11 protein-coding genes are annotated in these 16,411 nt (G+C 66.1%); 5 read left to right on the forward strand and 6 right to left on the reverse strand.

Annotated features, from left to right (window positions below):
- Window positions 1-329: YbfB/YjiJ family MFS transporter (locus WBB14_RS22415; RefSeq protein WP_424241788.1), on the reverse strand; the 329-nt coding region annotated here is incomplete at its 3' end.
- Between the two features lie 65 nt (window positions 330-394).
- Between WBB14_RS22415 and WBB14_RS22420 the strand changes: the two genes are divergently transcribed.
- Entirely contained in the window at window positions 395-1,267 is an 873-nt protein-coding gene (locus tag WBB14_RS22420) for a LysR family transcriptional regulator (protein ID WP_424241789.1), read from the forward strand.
- A 26-nt stretch (window positions 1,268-1,293) separates the two neighbouring features.
- Here WBB14_RS22420 and WBB14_RS22425 read toward each other — a convergent pair whose 3' ends face one another.
- The 4 genes from WBB14_RS22425 to WBB14_RS22440 form a co-directional block, all read right to left on the reverse strand.
- A complete protein-coding gene (locus tag WBB14_RS22425; protein ID WP_175208942.1) occupies window positions 1,294-1,932 on the reverse strand; it encodes an OmpW/AlkL family protein in 639 nt (212 codons plus the stop codon).
- Window positions 1,933-2,126: 194 nt separating this feature from the next.
- Window positions 2,127-3,593, reverse strand: a complete 1,467-nt coding sequence (locus tag WBB14_RS22430; protein ID WP_424241790.1) for a glutamate synthase subunit beta — start codon at window positions 3,591-3,593, stop codon at window positions 2,127-2,129.
- A gap of 8 nt (window positions 3,594-3,601) precedes the next feature.
- Entirely contained in the window at window positions 3,602-8,341 is a 4,740-nt protein-coding gene (locus WBB14_RS22435) for a glutamate synthase-related protein (RefSeq protein WP_424241791.1), read from the reverse strand.
- Window positions 8,342-8,775: 434 nt separating this feature from the next.
- Complete coding sequence (locus tag WBB14_RS22440) at window positions 8,776-9,537, reverse strand: hypothetical protein (protein WP_424241792.1); 762 nt, start codon at window positions 9,535-9,537, stop codon at window positions 8,776-8,778.
- Window positions 9,538-9,770: 233 nt separating this feature from the next.
- On the opposite strand from WBB14_RS22440, the gene fghA reads away from it, so the two are divergent.
- The 3 genes from fghA to rpoH all read left to right on the forward strand — a co-directional run bounded on the left by fghA (window position 9,771) and on the right by rpoH (window position 12,514).
- Window positions 9,771-10,637, forward strand: coding sequence for an S-formylglutathione hydrolase (gene fghA, locus WBB14_RS22445; protein WP_424241793.1), 867 nt, complete (start codon window positions 9,771-9,773; stop codon window positions 10,635-10,637).
- 93 nt (window positions 10,638-10,730) lie between these two features.
- Complete coding sequence (locus WBB14_RS22450; RefSeq protein ID WP_424241794.1) at window positions 10,731-11,420, forward strand: hypothetical protein; 690 nt, start codon at window positions 10,731-10,733, stop codon at window positions 11,418-11,420.
- A gap of 209 nt (window positions 11,421-11,629) precedes the next feature.
- Window positions 11,630-12,514 carry an RNA polymerase sigma factor RpoH gene (gene rpoH / locus WBB14_RS22455; RefSeq protein WP_424241795.1) on the forward strand — a complete coding sequence of 295 codons (885 nt, stop codon included), beginning with the start codon at window positions 11,630-11,632 and terminating at the stop codon, window positions 12,512-12,514.
- Between the two features lie 342 nt (window positions 12,515-12,856).
- Here the strand turns inward: rpoH and cpdA are convergent, their stop codons facing one another.
- Window positions 12,857-13,696 carry a 3',5'-cyclic-AMP phosphodiesterase gene (gene cpdA / locus WBB14_RS22460; RefSeq protein WP_424241796.1) on the reverse strand — a complete coding sequence of 280 codons (840 nt, stop codon included), beginning with the start codon at window positions 13,694-13,696 and terminating at the stop codon, window positions 12,857-12,859.
- 184 nt (window positions 13,697-13,880) lie between these two features.
- Here cpdA and WBB14_RS22465 point away from each other — a divergent pair.
- Window positions 13,881-16,411, forward strand: a 2,531-nt coding sequence (locus tag WBB14_RS22465) for a cation:proton antiporter (protein WP_424241797.1), incomplete at its 3' end; no start/stop codon positions are given.

Genomic DNA, 16,411 nt, shown 5'->3' on the forward strand with positions numbered 1-16,411 from the left:
GCGCACCAGACTGCCAACCCGTGCCAGAGCGGCATGGCCAGCGTCAGCAGCGCGACCGCCAGCAGGCTGGCCGCCAGCGTGCCGCGCAGGCGGCGGATGGGCCAGGCCACGGCGGCCAGCGCGCCCAGCAGGTAGCCCGCGTAGTTCGCCGACGCCAGCCAACCGCCCTGCGCCAGCGACAGGCCATCTTCCTGCGCCATCAGGGGCCAGACCGGCGTGAACGCGAACCGGCCGATCCCCATGGCGGCTGCCAGCGCCAGCGCAGCCGGCCATGCCAGGGCGGCCGCGCTGCGGGACGGGGTGACGGAAGGGTAAATGGGCGTTGACATGGCCCCTACTCTACGGCTGTACTAATATCATTAATAGTGAATTATTAAGAAAGCGAGTTCTCAAAATGAGAAACTTGGACCTCGATGCGTTGCAGATCTTCAAGGCCGTCGCCGATCAAGGTGGCGTGGCGCGCGCAGCGGCGCACCTGAACCGGGTGCAGTCCAATGTGTCGACGCGTCTGAAGCAGCTGGAGGCCTCGCTGAACGCGCCGCTGTTCCGGCGCCAGAACCGCCGGCTGGTGCTGTCGGACCAGGGCCGGGTGCTGCTGTCCTACGCGGACCGCCTGCTGCGTTTGGCCGACGAGGCCCAGGCCGCGGTGCGCGACGGCTCCCCGCAGGGCGTGCTGCGCATCGGCACCATGGAAAGCACGGCGGCCGCGCGCCTGCCGCCCATCCTGGCGGCCTACCACGCTGCCTGGCCGCAGGTCCGAATCGAATTGGTGACCGGCACCTCGGCGGCGCTGGCGGCCAAGGTGCGCAACTACGAGATCGAGGCCGCGTTCGTGGCCCAGCCCTTTCCGGCCGAGGGCCTGGCGACGCTGGATGCGTTCAAGGAGGAATTGGCGCTGATTTCGCCGCTGGCCTGGGATCCGATCGGCAGCCCCAGGGATCTGGGTGACCGCAGCGTCATTGCGTTCACGGCGGGCTGCTCGTACCGCCGCATCCTGGAATCCTGGCTGAACCAGGAAGGCGTAGCGCCTGGCAAGGTGATGGAGTTCGCCTCGTACCACGCCATCGTCGCCTGCGTCGCGGCGGGCTCGGGCGTGGCCATCGTGCCGCGTTCGGTGCTGGCGGTGCTGGGGGCGGAGCACACGGTGCGCGTCGGCGCCCTGGCCGGCTCGCATGGCCGGGCCCTGACCCAGCTGGTCTGGCGCGCCGACGACGACACGCCGGCGTTGCAGGCCCTGCGGCACAAGCTGGTGGCGCCGCAAGGCTGAGGAAAGCCGCGCGCGGCCTGCTTGCCTTAGAAGCGGTAACCGACGCCGATGGTCGCGACCCATGGGTCGATGCGCGCGGTGCCGATGTGCTGGCCGTCCAGCTTCACCTTGGAGCGGATGTCGATGTAGCGGATATCCGCGTTCATGAACCAGCGCTCGTTGATCTTGAAGTCGGCGCCCAGTTGCGCCGCCACACCCCAGGAGTCGCCCAGCTTCAGGTTGGAACCCTTCAACGGGCCTTCCGCCTTGGTGTCGAAGAAGTGGGTGTAGTTGATGCCCACGCCGATGTACGGCTGGATCATGCTGTCGGGCAGGATGTGCCACTGCAGGCTCAGCGTCGGTGGCAATTGCTTGGTCGAGCCGATCTTGCCCAGGCCGCTGCCGCTGACATCATGCTGGAAGGGCCAGGCGCCCAGCAGTTCGATGCCGATGTTGCGCGTGGCCATGTAGGTCAGCGTGAAGCTCGGGCGCACGTTGTTGTTCACGTCGAGTCCGACGCTGCCATTGAGCACGGTGCCGTTGTTGGACGAGGGGCGGACCTGCGTGACGCCGACCTTGAACAGCACGTCGCCCGCTTCGTGGGCGTGCGCGGGGGCGGCGAGCGTGCCAGCGGCGATCAGGCCGGCGATGGCGGTGGCGCGGATACGGCCGTTCAGCGAAAACATTCTCTTCTCCGATCTTTCCATTGGGTGAGCCGACAGGTTCTCAAACCTGGCGTCCGGCCCGCTTGATGTGTGTCAAATCGTGAAAAGACCGCAATTGAAAAGTGGTTATGTTGCAACACGCCGCCGTGCAGACAAAAAAATCGCCGCCGGCGCAATGCGCACGGCGGCGATCTGGTCAAGCCTGATCGTGGCGATCAGCGCGGCAGTTCGCTGCTGCCCATGAGGAAGGCGTCGACCGAGCGCGCGCACTGGCGGCCTTCGCGGATGGCCCAGACCACCAGGGACTGGCCGCGGCGCATGTCGCCGGCCGTGAAGACCTTTTCGACGTTGGTGCGGTAGTCGTCGGTATTGGCGCGCACGTTGCCGCGCGCGTCGCGGTCCACGCCAAAGGCGTCCAGCACCGTCTGCACGGGCGACACGAAACCCATGGCCAGCAGCACCAGGTCGGCCTTGATCTCGAACTCCGAACCCTCGACCTCGCGCATCTTCATCTGGCCGGTGGCTTCGTCCTTGAACCACTCGACACGCGCACCGACCAGCTTTTCGACCTTGCCGTTGCTGCCCTGGAGCAGCTTGGTGGTCACCGACCAGTCGCGCTCGCAGCCTTCTTCGTGCGAGGACGAGGTACGCATCTTGAGCGGCCAGTACGGCCAGGTCATGGTCTTGTTCTCGCTTTCCGGCGGCTGGGGCATCAGTTCGAACTGCGTGACCGAGGCCGCGCCGTGACGGTTGCTGGTGCCGACGCAGTCGGAGCCCGTGTCGCCGCCGCCGATCACCACCACGTGCTTGCCCTTGGCCAGCGTCTGGTTGGTGAGTCGGTCGCCCGCCACCGCCTTGTTCTGCTGGCGCAGGAAGTCCATGGCGTAATACACGCCCGACAGCTCGCGGCCGGGCACCGGCAGGTCGCGCGGGGTTTCCGAACCGCCACTCATCACCACCGCGTCGAACTCGGCCAGCAGCGACTCGGGCGTGCGCACCGTCAGGCCGTCGGCCACGGGGTCGCTGGGATTGCCGATGTAGGTCGAGGGCGCGAATTCCACGCCTTCGGCTTCCATCTGCGAGATGCGGCGGTCGATCTGGTGCTTTTCCAGCTTGAAGTCGGGGATGCCATAGCGCAGCAGGCCGCCGATGCGGTCGCTCTTTTCGAACAGCGTCACCGAGTGGCCGGCACGGGCCAGTTGCTGCGCGCACGCCATGCCGGCGGGGCCGGAGCCCACCACCGCGACCTTCTTGCCGGTCTTGCGCGCCGGCACTTGCGGCGCGACCCAGCCTTCGGCCCAACCCTTGTCGATGATCGCGTGCTCGATGGACTTGATGCCGACCGCGTCGCTGTTGATGTTCAAGGTACAGGCGGCTTCGCACGGCGCCGGGCAGATGCGGCCGGTGAACTCGGGGAAGTTGTTGGTGGAATGCAGCACGTCCAGCGCGCGCTTCCAGTCCTGCCGGTACACCAGGTCGTTCCAGTCAGGGATGATGTTGTTGACCGGGCAGCCGTTGTTGCAGAACGGGATGCCGCAGTCCATGCAGCGCGCCGCCTGCTGCTTGGCCTGGTCGTCGCTCAGGTGCAGCACGAATTCGCGCCAGTTCTTCAGCCGCTTCTGCGGGGCCTCGGAGGCCTCCTGCAGACGCTGAAATTCCATAAAGCCGGTAATCTTTCCCATGGTATCCCTCACGCAGCCAGTTGTTGCGGGTTGGCTGCACGCCACATTTCACCCAATGCGCGGCGGTAATCCGTCGGCATGATTTTCACGAATTTGCCGCGCGAGGCTTCCCAGTCGCCCAGGATTTCGCGGGCGCGGAAGCTGCCGGTGTAGCGGAAGTGGTCTTCCACCAGGCGGCGCAGGATGGTTTCGTCCGTTTCGCGTTCGCCGCCGCGTTGCGCGCTGTGCCAGATGTCGATGTTGTTCTGGGCGAGCTGTTCCGCGTGCGGCATGATGCTTTCCAGTTCGACCATGGACAGGTTGGCGCGCTGCTTGAGCGTGCGTTCCGGATCCCATACGTAGGCCACGCCGCCGGACATGCCGGCCGCGAAGTTGCGGCCGGTGGCGCCCAGCACCACGACGGTGCCGCCAGTCATGTATTCGCAACCATGGTCGCCGGTGCCTTCGACGACGGTGGCCGCGCCCGAGTTGCGCACCGCGAAGCGTTCGCCGGCCACGCCGTTGAAGAACGCCTCGCCCGCCAGCGCGCCGTACAGCACGGTGTTGCCGGCGATGATGTGGTCGGGACCGAAGCCGCGGAAGTCGTTGGGCGAGCGCACGATGATGCGGCCGCCGGACAGGCCCTTGCCGACGTAGTCGTTGCCTTCGCCCACCAGGTCCATCGTGATGCCGTGGGCCAGGAACGCGCCGAAGCTCTGGCCGGCGGTGCCGTTGCACTGGATGTGGATGGTGTCGTCCGGCAAGCCTTCATGGCCGTAGCGCGCAGCCACCGCGCCCGACAGCATGGCGCCGATGGTGCGGTTGCGGTTGCGCACCGGGACGATGAACGAGACCTTCTCGCCGCGTTCCAGTGCAGGCTTGCTGCGCTCGATCAGCTGGTGGTCCAGCGCGCCGGCCAGTCCGTGGTCCTGCTCTTCGGTCTGGCGCACGTCGGCGTCGGACTGGGTTTGATGGAACACGCGGGCGAAGTCCAGGCCCTGGGCCTTCCAGTGCTCCACGCCCGAACGCATGTCCAGCAGGTCGGCGCGGCCGATCAGGTCGTCGAACTTGCGGATGCCCAGCTGAGCCATGATTTCGCGGACTTCCTCGGCGATGAAGAAGAAGAAGTTCACGACGTGCTCGGGCTTGCCCTGGAATTTCTTGCGCAGGACCGGGTCTTGCGTGGCCACGCCCACCGGGCAGGTGTTCAGGTGGCACTTGCGCATCATGATGCAGCCTTCCACGACCAGCGGCGCGGTCGCGAAGCCGAATTCGTCGGCGCCCAGCAGCGCGCCGATGACGACGTCGCGGCCGGTCTTCATCTGGCCGTCGGCCTGCACGCGGATGCGGCTGCGCAGGCGGTTCAGCACCAGCGTCTGCTGCGTTTCGGCCAGGCCCAGTTCCCAGGGCGTGCCGACGTGCTTGATGGACGACACCGGCGACGCGCCCGTGCCGCCGTCATGGCCGGCGATCACGACGTGGTCGGCCTTGGCCTTGGCCACGCCCGCGGCCACCGTGCCCACGCCCACTTCGGACACCAGCTTGACCGACACCGAGGCCTTGGCATTCACGTTCTTCAGGTCGTGGATCAGCTGGGCCAGATCTTCGATCGAGTAGATGTCGTGGTGCGGCGGGGGCGAGATCAGGCCCACGCCCGGCACCGAGTAGCGCAGCTTGGCGATGTACTCCGACACCTTGTGGCCCGGTAGCTGGCCGCCTTCGCCGGGCTTGGCGCCCTGCGCCATCTTGATCTGGATCTGATCGGCCGACGACAGGTACTCGGCGCTCACGCCGAAACGGCCCGAGGCCACCTGCTTGATCTTCGAGCGCAGCGAGTCGCCCTTCTTCAGTTCGACGTCGGCTTCGATGCGGTCCGTGCCCAGCACCGAGGCCAGCGTGTCGCCGTCCTTGATGGTGCTCTTGCCTTCGCGCATTTCAGCGCGGTAGCGCAGTTCGTCCTCGCCGCCTTCGCCGGTGTTGGACTTGCCGCCGATGCGGTTCATGGCCACGGCCAGCACCGAGTGCGCCTCGGTGGAGATCGAGCCCAGCGACATGGCGCCGGTGGCGAAACGCTTGACGATGTCCTTGGCGGATTCGACGTCGTCCAGCGGAATGGCGCGCGACGGATCGAAGCGGAACTCGAACAGGCCGCGCAGGGTCATGTGGCGACGGCTCTGGTCGTTGATGATCTGCGCGTATTCCTTATACGTGCGGTAGTTGTTGGCGCGCGAAGCATGCTGCAGCTTGGCGATGGAATCCGGCGTCCACATGTGCTCTTCGCCGCGCACGCGATAGGCGTATTCGCCGCCCGCGTCCAGGTCGTTGGCCAGCACCGGATCGGTGCTGAAGGCGGCGCGATGCTGGCGCAGCGCTTCCTCGGCCACCTGGAAGATGCCGATGCCTTCGATATTGGAGGCGGTGCCGGTGAAGTACTTGTTCACCAGGGCGGTCTGCAGGCCCACGGCTTCGAAGATCTGCGCGCCGGTGTAGGACATGTAGGTGGAAATGCCCATCTTGGACATGACCTTGTTCAGGCCCTTGCCGATGGCCTTGATGAAGTTCTTGACCGCCTTTTCGGGGTCGTTCATCTTGCCCAGCGATTCCAGCGCCAGGTAGGGGTGGATGGCTTCGGCGCCGTAGCCGCCCAGCAGCGCGAAGTGGTGCACTTCGCGCGCCGAGCCGGTTTCCACCACCAGGCCGGTGTTGGTGCGCAGGCCGGCGCGGATCAGGTGCTGGTGGACCGCGGAGGTCGCCAGCAGCGCGGGGATGGCCACGCGCTCGCTGTCGACCAGGCGGTCGGACACGATCAAGATGTTGTAGCCGCTGCGCACCGCGTCGACGGCGCGCGCGCACAGCGCGGCCACGCGGGCTTCGATGCCCTCGGGGCCCCAGGCGGCGGGATAGGTGATGTCCAGCTCGAAGCTGCGGAACTTCTTGCCCGTGACCTGCTCGATGTCGCGAATCTGCGCCATGGCGGCGAAGTCCAGCACCGGCTGGGACACTTCCAGGCGCAGCGGCGGATTGACGTTGTTGATGTCCAGCAGGTTCGGCTTGGGGCCGATGAAGGACACCAGCGACATCACCAGCTGTTCGCGGATGGGGTCGATCGGCGGGTTGGTGACCTGCGCGAACAATTGGCGGAAGTAGTTGTAGAACGGCTTGGCACGGTCGGACAGCACGGCCAGCGGGGCGTCGTTGCCCATCGAGCCGATGACTTCCTCGCCCGACGAGGCCATGGGTTCGAGGATGAACTTGTAGTCTTCCTGGGTCCAGCCGAAGGCCTGCTGGCGATCCAGCAGCGACACCGACGACTGCGTGGCGACGGCGGCTTGGCGCGGCGCGGGCAGCGATTCCAGCTTGATCTGCAGGCGTTCGATCCACTGGCGGTAGGGCCGGTTGTTGGCCAGCTGCAGCTTGATCTCGGCGTCGTCGATGATGCGGCCCTGTTCCAGGTCGATCAGGAACATCTTGCCCGGCTGCAGGCGCCACTTCTTGACGATGCGGTTTTCGGGGATGGACAGCGTGCCGGCTTCGGAAGCCAGGATGACCATGTCGTCATCGGTGACCAGGTAGCGCGCCGGACGCAGGCCGTTGCGGTCCAGGGTGGCGCCGATCTGGCGGCCGTCGGTGAACGCGACCGCGGCGGGGCCGTCCCACGGCTCCATCATGGCGGCGTGGTATTCGTAGAAAGCGCGGCGGCTCTCGTCCATTTGCGTGTGCTGTTCCCAGGCTTCCGGGATCATCATCATCATGGCGTGGGCCAGCGAGTAGCCCGAATTCACCAGCAGTTCGAGGCAGTTGTCGAACGTGGCGGTGTCGGACTGGCCTTCGTAGACGATGGGGTACAGCTTCTTCAGGTCGTCGCCCAGCACGGCCGACTGCATCATGCCTTCGCGGGCGCGCAGCCAGTTGAAGTTGCCCTTGACCGTGTTGATTTCGCCGTTGTGGGCGATCATGCGGTACGGGTGGGCCAGCGGCCAGGCCGGGAAGGTGTTGGTCGAGAAGCGCTGGTGCACCAGCGCCAACGCCGACACCGTGCGGGTATCGGCCAGGTCGCGGTAGTAGCGGCCGACCTGGTCGGCCAGCAACAGGCCCTTGTAGACCACGGTGCGCACCGAGGCCGAAGGCACGAAGTATTCCTTGCCGTGCGCCAGATGCATGTTCTGGATGGCGTGGCTGGCGGTCTTGCGGATCACGTACAGCTTGCGCTCCAGCGCGTCCGGCACCATCACGTCGGCGCCGCGGCCGATGAACAGCTGGCGGATCACGGGTTCGCAGGCGCGCACGGTGGGCGACATGGGCATGTCCACGTCCACCGGCACGTCGCGCCAGCCCAGGACGACCTGGCCCTCGGCGCGCACGGAGCGCTCCAGTTCCTGTTCGCAGGCCAGGCGCGAGGCGGTTTCCTTGGGCAGGAACACCATGGCCACGCCGTACTCGCCGGGAGGCGGCAGCGTGATGCCTTGATGGCCGAACTCGTCGCGGTAGAGCGTGTCGGGAATCTGGATCAGGATGCCGGCGCCGTCGCCCATCAGCTTGTCCGCGCCGACCGCGCCGCGGTGGTCCAGGTTTTCCAGGATCTTCAGGCCCTGCTGGATGATGGCATGGCTTTTCTTGCCCTTGATATGGGCGACGAAACCGACGCCGCAGGCGTCATGTTCGTTCTTGGGGTTGTACAGGCCCTGGGCGGCAGGCAGCCCGATGCGGCTGGCATCGATGGGGGTCGCCTTGGGCGGGGGACAGGAGTCGATCGGGGTAATTTGGGGCATGGCGCGCTCCGCAGTGGGCCTGCGTCGTAATGTTGCAGTGCAGGAGACGGACAATACCCCCGCCAGGAGTAGGGTGCAATAGGAATAATTGGGGTTTGTCCCCTTTTATATTTGCATCATGTCATTGAGGATTAATTCGGTGACGCATCAGGAGGCGCGCCACACGGGCCTTGCCAGAGAGGGGTGCACCAGGAGGGTGCATCCGCATCCGTCAAATCGTCGCTTTTGACTTTATGCGTCCCTATTTATATCGCGATTTCTGAAGCGTCCGACAGCGTGCCTGGCGTTGCGGAAATGCAAATGGGGGCCCTCAGCCGGCGCTCCAGTGGACGGTTGGCTCCAGCCGGACGTTGCAGGCGAAACCAAGCGCGGGCATGTTGGCCGGCGATAACGGCAGGCAAAGTGAAGAACCCGCCATTCAGGCGGGTCCGCAATCAGGAGGTCGACGTGGGTGTCGTGTTGGGGGGCGAGGAGCCCGGCTCCGCGTCGGCGGACGCCGCAGCTGCCGGCTTTTTGCGCGGGCGTCCGCGCTGCCCCGGGGCCACCCGGCGGCTGGCCGTATGGGCCAGGCTGGCGATGAACGCGGGACCGCCCAGCGCCCATTGCCCGGAGACCGCCTGGTCGATGCGCTGCGTTTCCTCGCGCGACAGGCCATCCTGCAAGCGCTTGCGGTAGTTGGCCTGGCGGTCGAACGGGGTATTGCCACAGGCCCAGTAGTCCGCGTGATCCGATTGCCACTGCGCGGGCGCCGCGGTGGTGTTGCCGGTATGGCTGGCGGCGGACGACCAGGGCCAGGAATCGGGATCCTGCGAGGCGCCGCTGCGCACCGGGTAGGTTTCCAGCCAAACCAGGGACGGCAGCACCCAGGCGCCAGGCTCCAGCAAGGCCGAGCGGTAGCGGCCGGCGAAGACCCGGCCGCCGCGCAGGCGCGCAGCCAGATTGCGGCCCAGCGTCTGCATCAGGCGCGGCAGGCCTTCTTCGTCCGCGGGCGTGGCCAGCAGCAGGATGCGGTCGTTGGCCAGCAGCCAGCCGTGAACCGAGACGCGGTGGCGTTGGGCGGATTCGCCCAGCCACGTGGCCAATTGGTTCAGGATGTCGGCCGGCGCGGGTTGCGACGGCGCCGCCAGCGGCTGGATGAAGTTGGCCTGCACCAGTTGGGGCAGCCCAGGGGCGTACAGACGGGGCAGACGGGCCATAGTGTCAGGACTTGCGTATCTGGAAGAACGGGTTGTCTTCGCTCACGGTATATAAATAGTGCCACGGTGGGCGCTGGTCAAGTCCCGTGATCATGTCGGGGCAGGAAATCGCTTATTTTTCTGTCGTTCGTACCCCATAAAGCCCAGGTTAACATTCGGCGACGGAACGTCGCACCGTGGGTATCCCCTAATCCGCGGGCGTTTTTTCCGACCCCTACGACCGGAGGAAAGCAATGGCAGTCGCCCTGGAACTCATTTCGCAGCACCGCTGCTTCGGCGGCTGGCAGCGCTACTACCGCCACGAGTCCGCGGAGATCGGCCTGCCCATGCGCTTCTCCGTCTACATTCCGCCCCAGGCCGAGCAAGGTCCGGTCCCGGTGCTGTTCTACCTGGCGGGCCTGACCTGCACGGAAGAGACGTTCATGATCAAGGCGGGCGCGCAGCGCCTGGCCGCGGAGCTCGGCGTCATGCTGGTCGCTCCGGACACCAGCCCGCGCGGCGCCAACGTGGCCGGCGAGGACGAAAGCTGGGATCTGGGCACCGGCGCGGGCTTCTACGTGGACGCCACCACGCCCGCCTGGCGCGGCCACTACCGCATGTACAGCTACGTGACGCAGGAACTGCACGGCATCGTCACGGGCGACGCCCTGCCGGGCGACGCCTCGCGCACGGGCATCTTCGGCCATTCCATGGGCGGGCACGGCGCGCTGGTGCTGGCGCTGCGCAACCCCGGCAAGTTCCGCTCGGTGTCGGCGTTCGCGCCCATCGCCGCGCCCAGCCAGTGCCCCTGGGGCAAGAAGGCGTTTGGCGCCTATCTGGGGGACCAGGTCGAGGCCTGGGCCGCCTATGACGCGTCCGCGCTGATGCGTGGGGCCACGAATCCATTCCCCGCCGGCATCCTGATCGATCAAGGCGAGTCGGATCAGTTCCTGGCCGAGCAGTTGTATCCCGAGGTATTCGAGGCGGCCTGCGCCGCCGCTGGACAGCCGCTGGACCTGCGACGCCACCCGGGCTACGACCACGGCTACTACTTCATCTCGACCTTCATCGAGGATCACATCCGGTTTCACGTCGAGCGGCTTGGAAAACCGGCGCCCTGAGGGCGCGCTTCTATACTGGCGAGCCTGCCGAGGCAGGCTTATATCGCGCCCCGGGGCGCCGCCTGCGGTCTGTGCTCAATAGGAACGCCTGATTTGATCAACGGAATCGCTCCCTTCGTCTGGATACTGCTGGGCGCCGTCGTCGTCCTGCTGCCTGGCATCGTCATGCTGCTGGGCCGCGGCGGCCCGCGCGATGAGCGCGGCCGCAAGATGTTCCAGTTCCGGCCGGTGCGCCGCCTGTTCGGCCTGATGCTGGTGCTGCTGGGATGCGTGTCAGGCCTGCTGGCGCTGTCGCTGGTGCAATTCTTTCGCCTGACGGCCGACGAGCCGGTGGCGCGCATCGAAGTGCGCCAGGTGGCCGACGGCCAGTTCCAGGTCAACGCCAGCGCGCCGGGCACCGGGACGAAGCAATATGTCCTCTACGGCGACCAGTGGCAGATCGATGCGCGGGTCGTGCGCTGGCGCCTGCCGGCGTTGATGGCCGGCGTGCCGCCGCTATACCGGCTGGAGCGCCTGTCCGGCCGCTACAGCGACGCGGCGCGCGAGGCTTCCGCGACGCGTTCGGTCCATGCGCTGGATGACTGGCCGGCGCCCGACCTGGCATCGCTGAAGAAAAATTTTCCGAACTGGTTCCCCTTTGTCGATGTCCAATTCGGCAGCGGCGCCTATATGCCGATGTTTGATGGCGCTCGCTACCAGGTGCTGATGGATCCGCGCGGGGCGCTGTTCGTGCGGCCCGATGGCGAGGCCACGGCCGAAGGCTTGAAGCGCCTGGGCTGGTAGCGGTGCTCCCGCGCCGCGCCCGCCTAGCGGGCTGCCCCCATGGAGGCACAGCGAGGTAGTGTTATCCCGGCTCCATCAAAAAATAAACGGGGACATGTTTCGTCCTGGGAAACTTTGACGCGCCGCAATAGTCGAATTAGCACTCCCAATACTAGAGTGCTAACATCGAATCCATGTCGTTATCCCTTCGCCATCCGGAGACCCCCGCTATGAAGCAACCCAGTACCTCGTTGGCCGCTTCCGGCAACGCCCTGGCGTTGGCCATTGCCAATCCGGGCGCACTTGGCACGATCGACGCTTACATCTCCTCGGTCAACCGCCTGCCGGTCCTGTCCGCGGAACGTGAAACCGAGCTTGGCCGCCGCCTGCGCGACCAGGAAGACCTGGGCGCCGCGCGCGAACTGATTCTGTCGCACCTGCGCCTGGTGGTGTCGGTGGCCCGCCAGTATCTGGGCTACGGCCTGCCGCATGCCGATCTCATCCAGGAAGGCAACGTCGGCCTGATGAAGGCCGTCAAGCGCTTCGACCCCGAGCGCGGCGTGCGCCTGGTGTCGTTTGCCGTGCACTGGATCAAGGCCGAAATCCACGAATACATCATCCGCAACTGGCGTCTGGTGAAGGTTGCGACCACCAAGGCCCAGCGCAAGCTGTTCTTCAACCTGCGCAGCATGCGTCCCGACGGCCAGACCCTGGATCCGGACCAGGTCGACCACATCGCGCGCGAACTGAACGTGCGGCGCGAAGACGTCAGCGAAATGGAAGTGCGCCTGTCCGGCCGCGACATGTCGCTGGAAAACCAGGACGACGACGATGACAGCTACGCGCCCATCGCCTACCTGTCCGACGAAGGTCGCCAGGAACCCACCCGGGTGCTGGAACGCGCCGCCCGCGACCAGATGCAAAGCGCCGGCCTGACTGGCGCGCTCGAAGCGCTGGACCCGCGTTCGCGCCGTATCGTGGAAGCGCGCTGGCTGCAGGACGACGGCGGCGCTACCTTGCACGAACTGGCGCAGGAGTTCGGCGTGTCGGCCGAGCGCATCCGCCAGATCGAAGCGGCCGCCCTGAAGAAGATGCGCGGCAATCTCGCGTCTTGAGCCTGCTTGACCACGCAAGGGGCCGCTGATCGCGGCCCTTTTGCTTTTCCGGCGGCCTGGGGTCGCGCGTGAATAAATTGATACAAATTCGGGCGGAAATTTTGCGCGGCGCAAGAAACTTAATGGGGATCGCCCCGCCTAACTTCATGTAGACCGCGAACTTCGGTTAGCAGTCTTGTCATCCGTCTCGGCTTCTCCTCTTTCCCCTCCCCTATGAGACGGATGCTTGCGGGGCACCATGCATATAGCTGGTGCCCCGTTTTTTATGCGCGTCCGGTTTGGGCTTGCGCATGGCGGGCTCGGCGAACGCCGTTTGCCGCCGGGGCGACAAGCGGGGCCTGCCTAGGCCGCCTGGGCGTTGTCGGCCGCCGTCTTGGCTCCATGCCACAACGCATCCTGCACGCGCCGCACGCCCGTCGCCATCGAACCGTCCTGGTACAGCTTGATCCAGCGGTAGCCGGGCGCCATGTTGTCCACCACGTGCTTGCCGTCGCGGATGCTGAACTGGAAGCAGGTCGACGGCGTGGCCAGCATGCGCAGGTTGTGGCGGCGGCGGTCGAACTCGTGGTGCACATGGCCCCACAGCAGCACGCGGACTTGCGGCCAGCGCGTCAGCAGCTTGAAGAGCGCTTGCGGGTTGTCGATCATCATCGAATCGTGCCAGTGGCTGTCGATCTGCATGGGGTTGTGATGCATGGCGAGCAGAGTGTGGCGGCCCGGCGCCTCGGCCAGCGCGGCTTCCAGCAGGTCGAGTTGGCTCGCGGGCAGATGGCCGGCGTTGGAGCCGGGCACGGTGGTGTCCAGCGCGACCACGCGCCAAGCGCCCACGTCGGTCACCGGAACCGACCATTGCGGCAGTTCCTGGCGCATCACGGCAGGCAGGTCATGGTTGCCAGGCAGGCAGCGGATGTTGGCCTGTGCCAGGGCGGGCGCTTCGGACAGGACGCGCGCCAGCCGGCGATAGGCCGCGGCCTCGCCGTCCTGGGACATGTCGCCGGTGGCCAGCAGCAGATCGGGGTGCTTGCCGTCGGCTTCGATCTGGCGCAGCACCGCGCGCAGGCTGGCGTCCGTGTTGACGCCCAGCATCGAGGTTTCGGGCTCGCCGAACAGATGGCTGTCGGTCAGCTGGACCAGCATGGCGGGCGCGTCGTCGCGCCGGGTCAGGGAATGGATCCGGGCCAAGTGCCGCTCCTGCAAAGTTTGTGCGATTCCACATTACCCAAAAAACACGGCGCGACGCGTATCGCTTGTCCGCATTGGGGTAACGAAACGTGCATTCTCCACGATTCCAGACAGTTTCCGGCCCGGTCGCGGGGGAAAAAGCCGCTATTCTTGTGGAACTTCACACAAGCTCCGCTAACAGAACATGGATGTAGGTTTTCTCGTATTCGGCCTGGCAGGTTTGCTGACGCTGGTCTGCTTCATGCCGCCTTTGGCGGGCCGTCTCAAGCTGCCCTACTCGGTGCTGCTGGCCATTGTCGGCTGTCTGCTAGGCATCATCGTGCACGTGCACGGCTGGGCGCCCAGCTGGATTGGCGACTTCCTCGACTCGCTGGAACGCTTCGAGATTTCATCCGAAACCTTCCTGATGGTGTTCCTGCCGGTGCTCTTGTTCGAGACCGCGCTGTCCATGAACGTGCGGCGCCTGATGGACGACATCGGCCCCATTCTCATGATGGCCATCGTGGCCGTGGTGGTCTGCACCGTGGTGGTCGGGCTGACGCTGGACGCCATTTCGCCCTATGGCCTGGTGGTCTGCCTGCTGCTGGGCGCCATCGTCGCCACCACCGATCCCGTGGCGGTGGTGGGCATCTTCCGCGAAGTTGGCGCGCCCAAGCGCCTGACCACCCTGGTCGAAGGCGAAAGCCTGTTCAACGACGCGGCGTCCATCGCCCTGTACTCGGTGCTGCTAGCCGTGCTGGGCGGCCACGGCGAACTCACCGCCAGCGGCATCTTCAACGACTTCATCGTGCACTTCATCGGCGGCGGCCTGGCCGGCTTCGCCATGGGCCGGCTGGCCTGCTTCCTGTTCGCCTGGCTGCGCGGCTTTCCCACCGCGGAAATCACGCTGACGCTGACGCTGGCCTACCTGTCCTTCTTCATTTCCGAGCACTACTTGAACGTGTCGGGCGTGGTCGCCACGGTGATCGCCGGCCTGGTGGTCGGGTCCACCGGCCGCACGCGCATGTCGCCCACCACCTTCGAGTACCTGTCCAGCGCCTGGGAGCAGTTCGGGTTCTGGGCCAACTCGCTGATTTTCCTGTTCGCGGCCATGCTGATCCCCAAGCTGATGGCGGCAGCCGACTGGCAGGAACTGGCGCTGGTGGCGGTGGTGTTCGTGGCGACGCTGGTGGCGCGCGCCATTGTCGTCTTCGGCCTGCTGCCCCTGCTGGGGCTGACCCGCCTGGGGACCAAGGTCAGCAATCCCTACAAGGTGGTCATGCTGTGGGGCGGCCTGCGCGGCGCCGTGTCGCTGGCGCTGGCGCTGGCCGTGACGGAGCAGACCGGGGTGGCCGAAGAGGCGCGGCAATTCATTGCGGTGGCTACCACCAGCTATGTGCTGCTGACCTTGTTCATCAACGGCATCAGCCTGCGTCCGTTGATCCGCATGCTGGGCCTGAACCAGCTGTCGCCGGTGGAGCGCACCATCCGCAATCAGGTCCTGGCGGTGGCGCTGGAAGACCTGCAGGGCAAGACCGAAGAGGTCGCCAAGTCCGAGCATATCGGCACCGAGGTCCGCGACCGCATCCGCGCCGTGTTCGACGCCAGCCTCACCAGCGTGCATGACGGCCAGGTCAGCCAGATGACGGACGAGCAGCGCGTATCGGTAGGCCTGGCCATCGTGGCCCAGCGCGAAGAGGAAATGTTCTTCGACATCCTGAAGGCCCAGATCGTCGACTGGCGCATGGCCGAAACCCTGCTGGCGCGGGCGGAACGGCTGGAGGACGCGATCCGGCTGGGCGGCATCCCCGGCTTCGAGCGCGCCATCGTCGCCGACGTGCGCTATTCCACCGGTTTCCGCCTGGCCCTGCGCCTGCACTACCTGTTCGGCTTCCAAGGCTGGCTGGCGCGAGAACTGGGTCAACGCTTCGCCAACCTGATGAGCAAGCGGTCGGTGGCGCAGCGCCTGATCGCCTTCGCGCGCGAACAGATCACGCCGCTGCTCGGCGAGGAAGCCACCCAGCGCATCGTGATCCTGCACCAGCGCCGCCTGGACCTGATCGAAAACGCCATGCAGGCCCTGAACCTGCAATACCCGTCCTACGCGCAGTGGCTGCAGGAAAGCTACCTGGGCCGCGTGGCCCGCGAAATGGAGCGCATCCGCTACCGCGACATGCTGGAGCAGTTCCTGATCAGCGGCGAGGTATACGCGGACCTGATGGCGCAGTTGAAGAGCCGCTGGGCCCATATCGACACGCATCCGCCGCTGGACATCGAAATGAGCGCGGCCGAGCTGATCAAGCGCGTGCCGCTGTTCGAAGGCCTGTCCGCGGATTCCTTGCGTGCCATTAGCAAGCTGCTCAAGCCGCGCCTGGCGCTGCCGGACCAGCGCGTGCTGACCAAGGGCCGTCACGGCGAAGAGATGTGCTTCGTAGCCTCGGGCGCCGTGGCCGTGCATCTGCCCGACAACACCATGATCGAGCTGGGCAGCGGCGAATTCTTCGGCGAACTCGGACTGTTGGGCGAACAGCAGCTGATGCCGGAGGTGACCTCGCTGGGCTACAGCAAGCTGCTGATGCTGTCCTCGCGCGATTTCCACGCCTTGCTGGCGCGCGACGAGCATTTGCGCGAACGCATCCAGGTCGTGGCCAAGCAGCGCCTGCGCGCGATCGAAGTATGGAAGCAGTTTTCGCAGGCCAATGCGGCGCCTGCTCCGGTCCCCGCGCCGGTGTCGGC

Origin of the sequence: Achromobacter sp., from assembly GCF_049647645.1 — a bacterium.
Classification (GTDB): Bacteria; Pseudomonadota; Gammaproteobacteria; order Burkholderiales; family Burkholderiaceae_B; genus Achromobacter.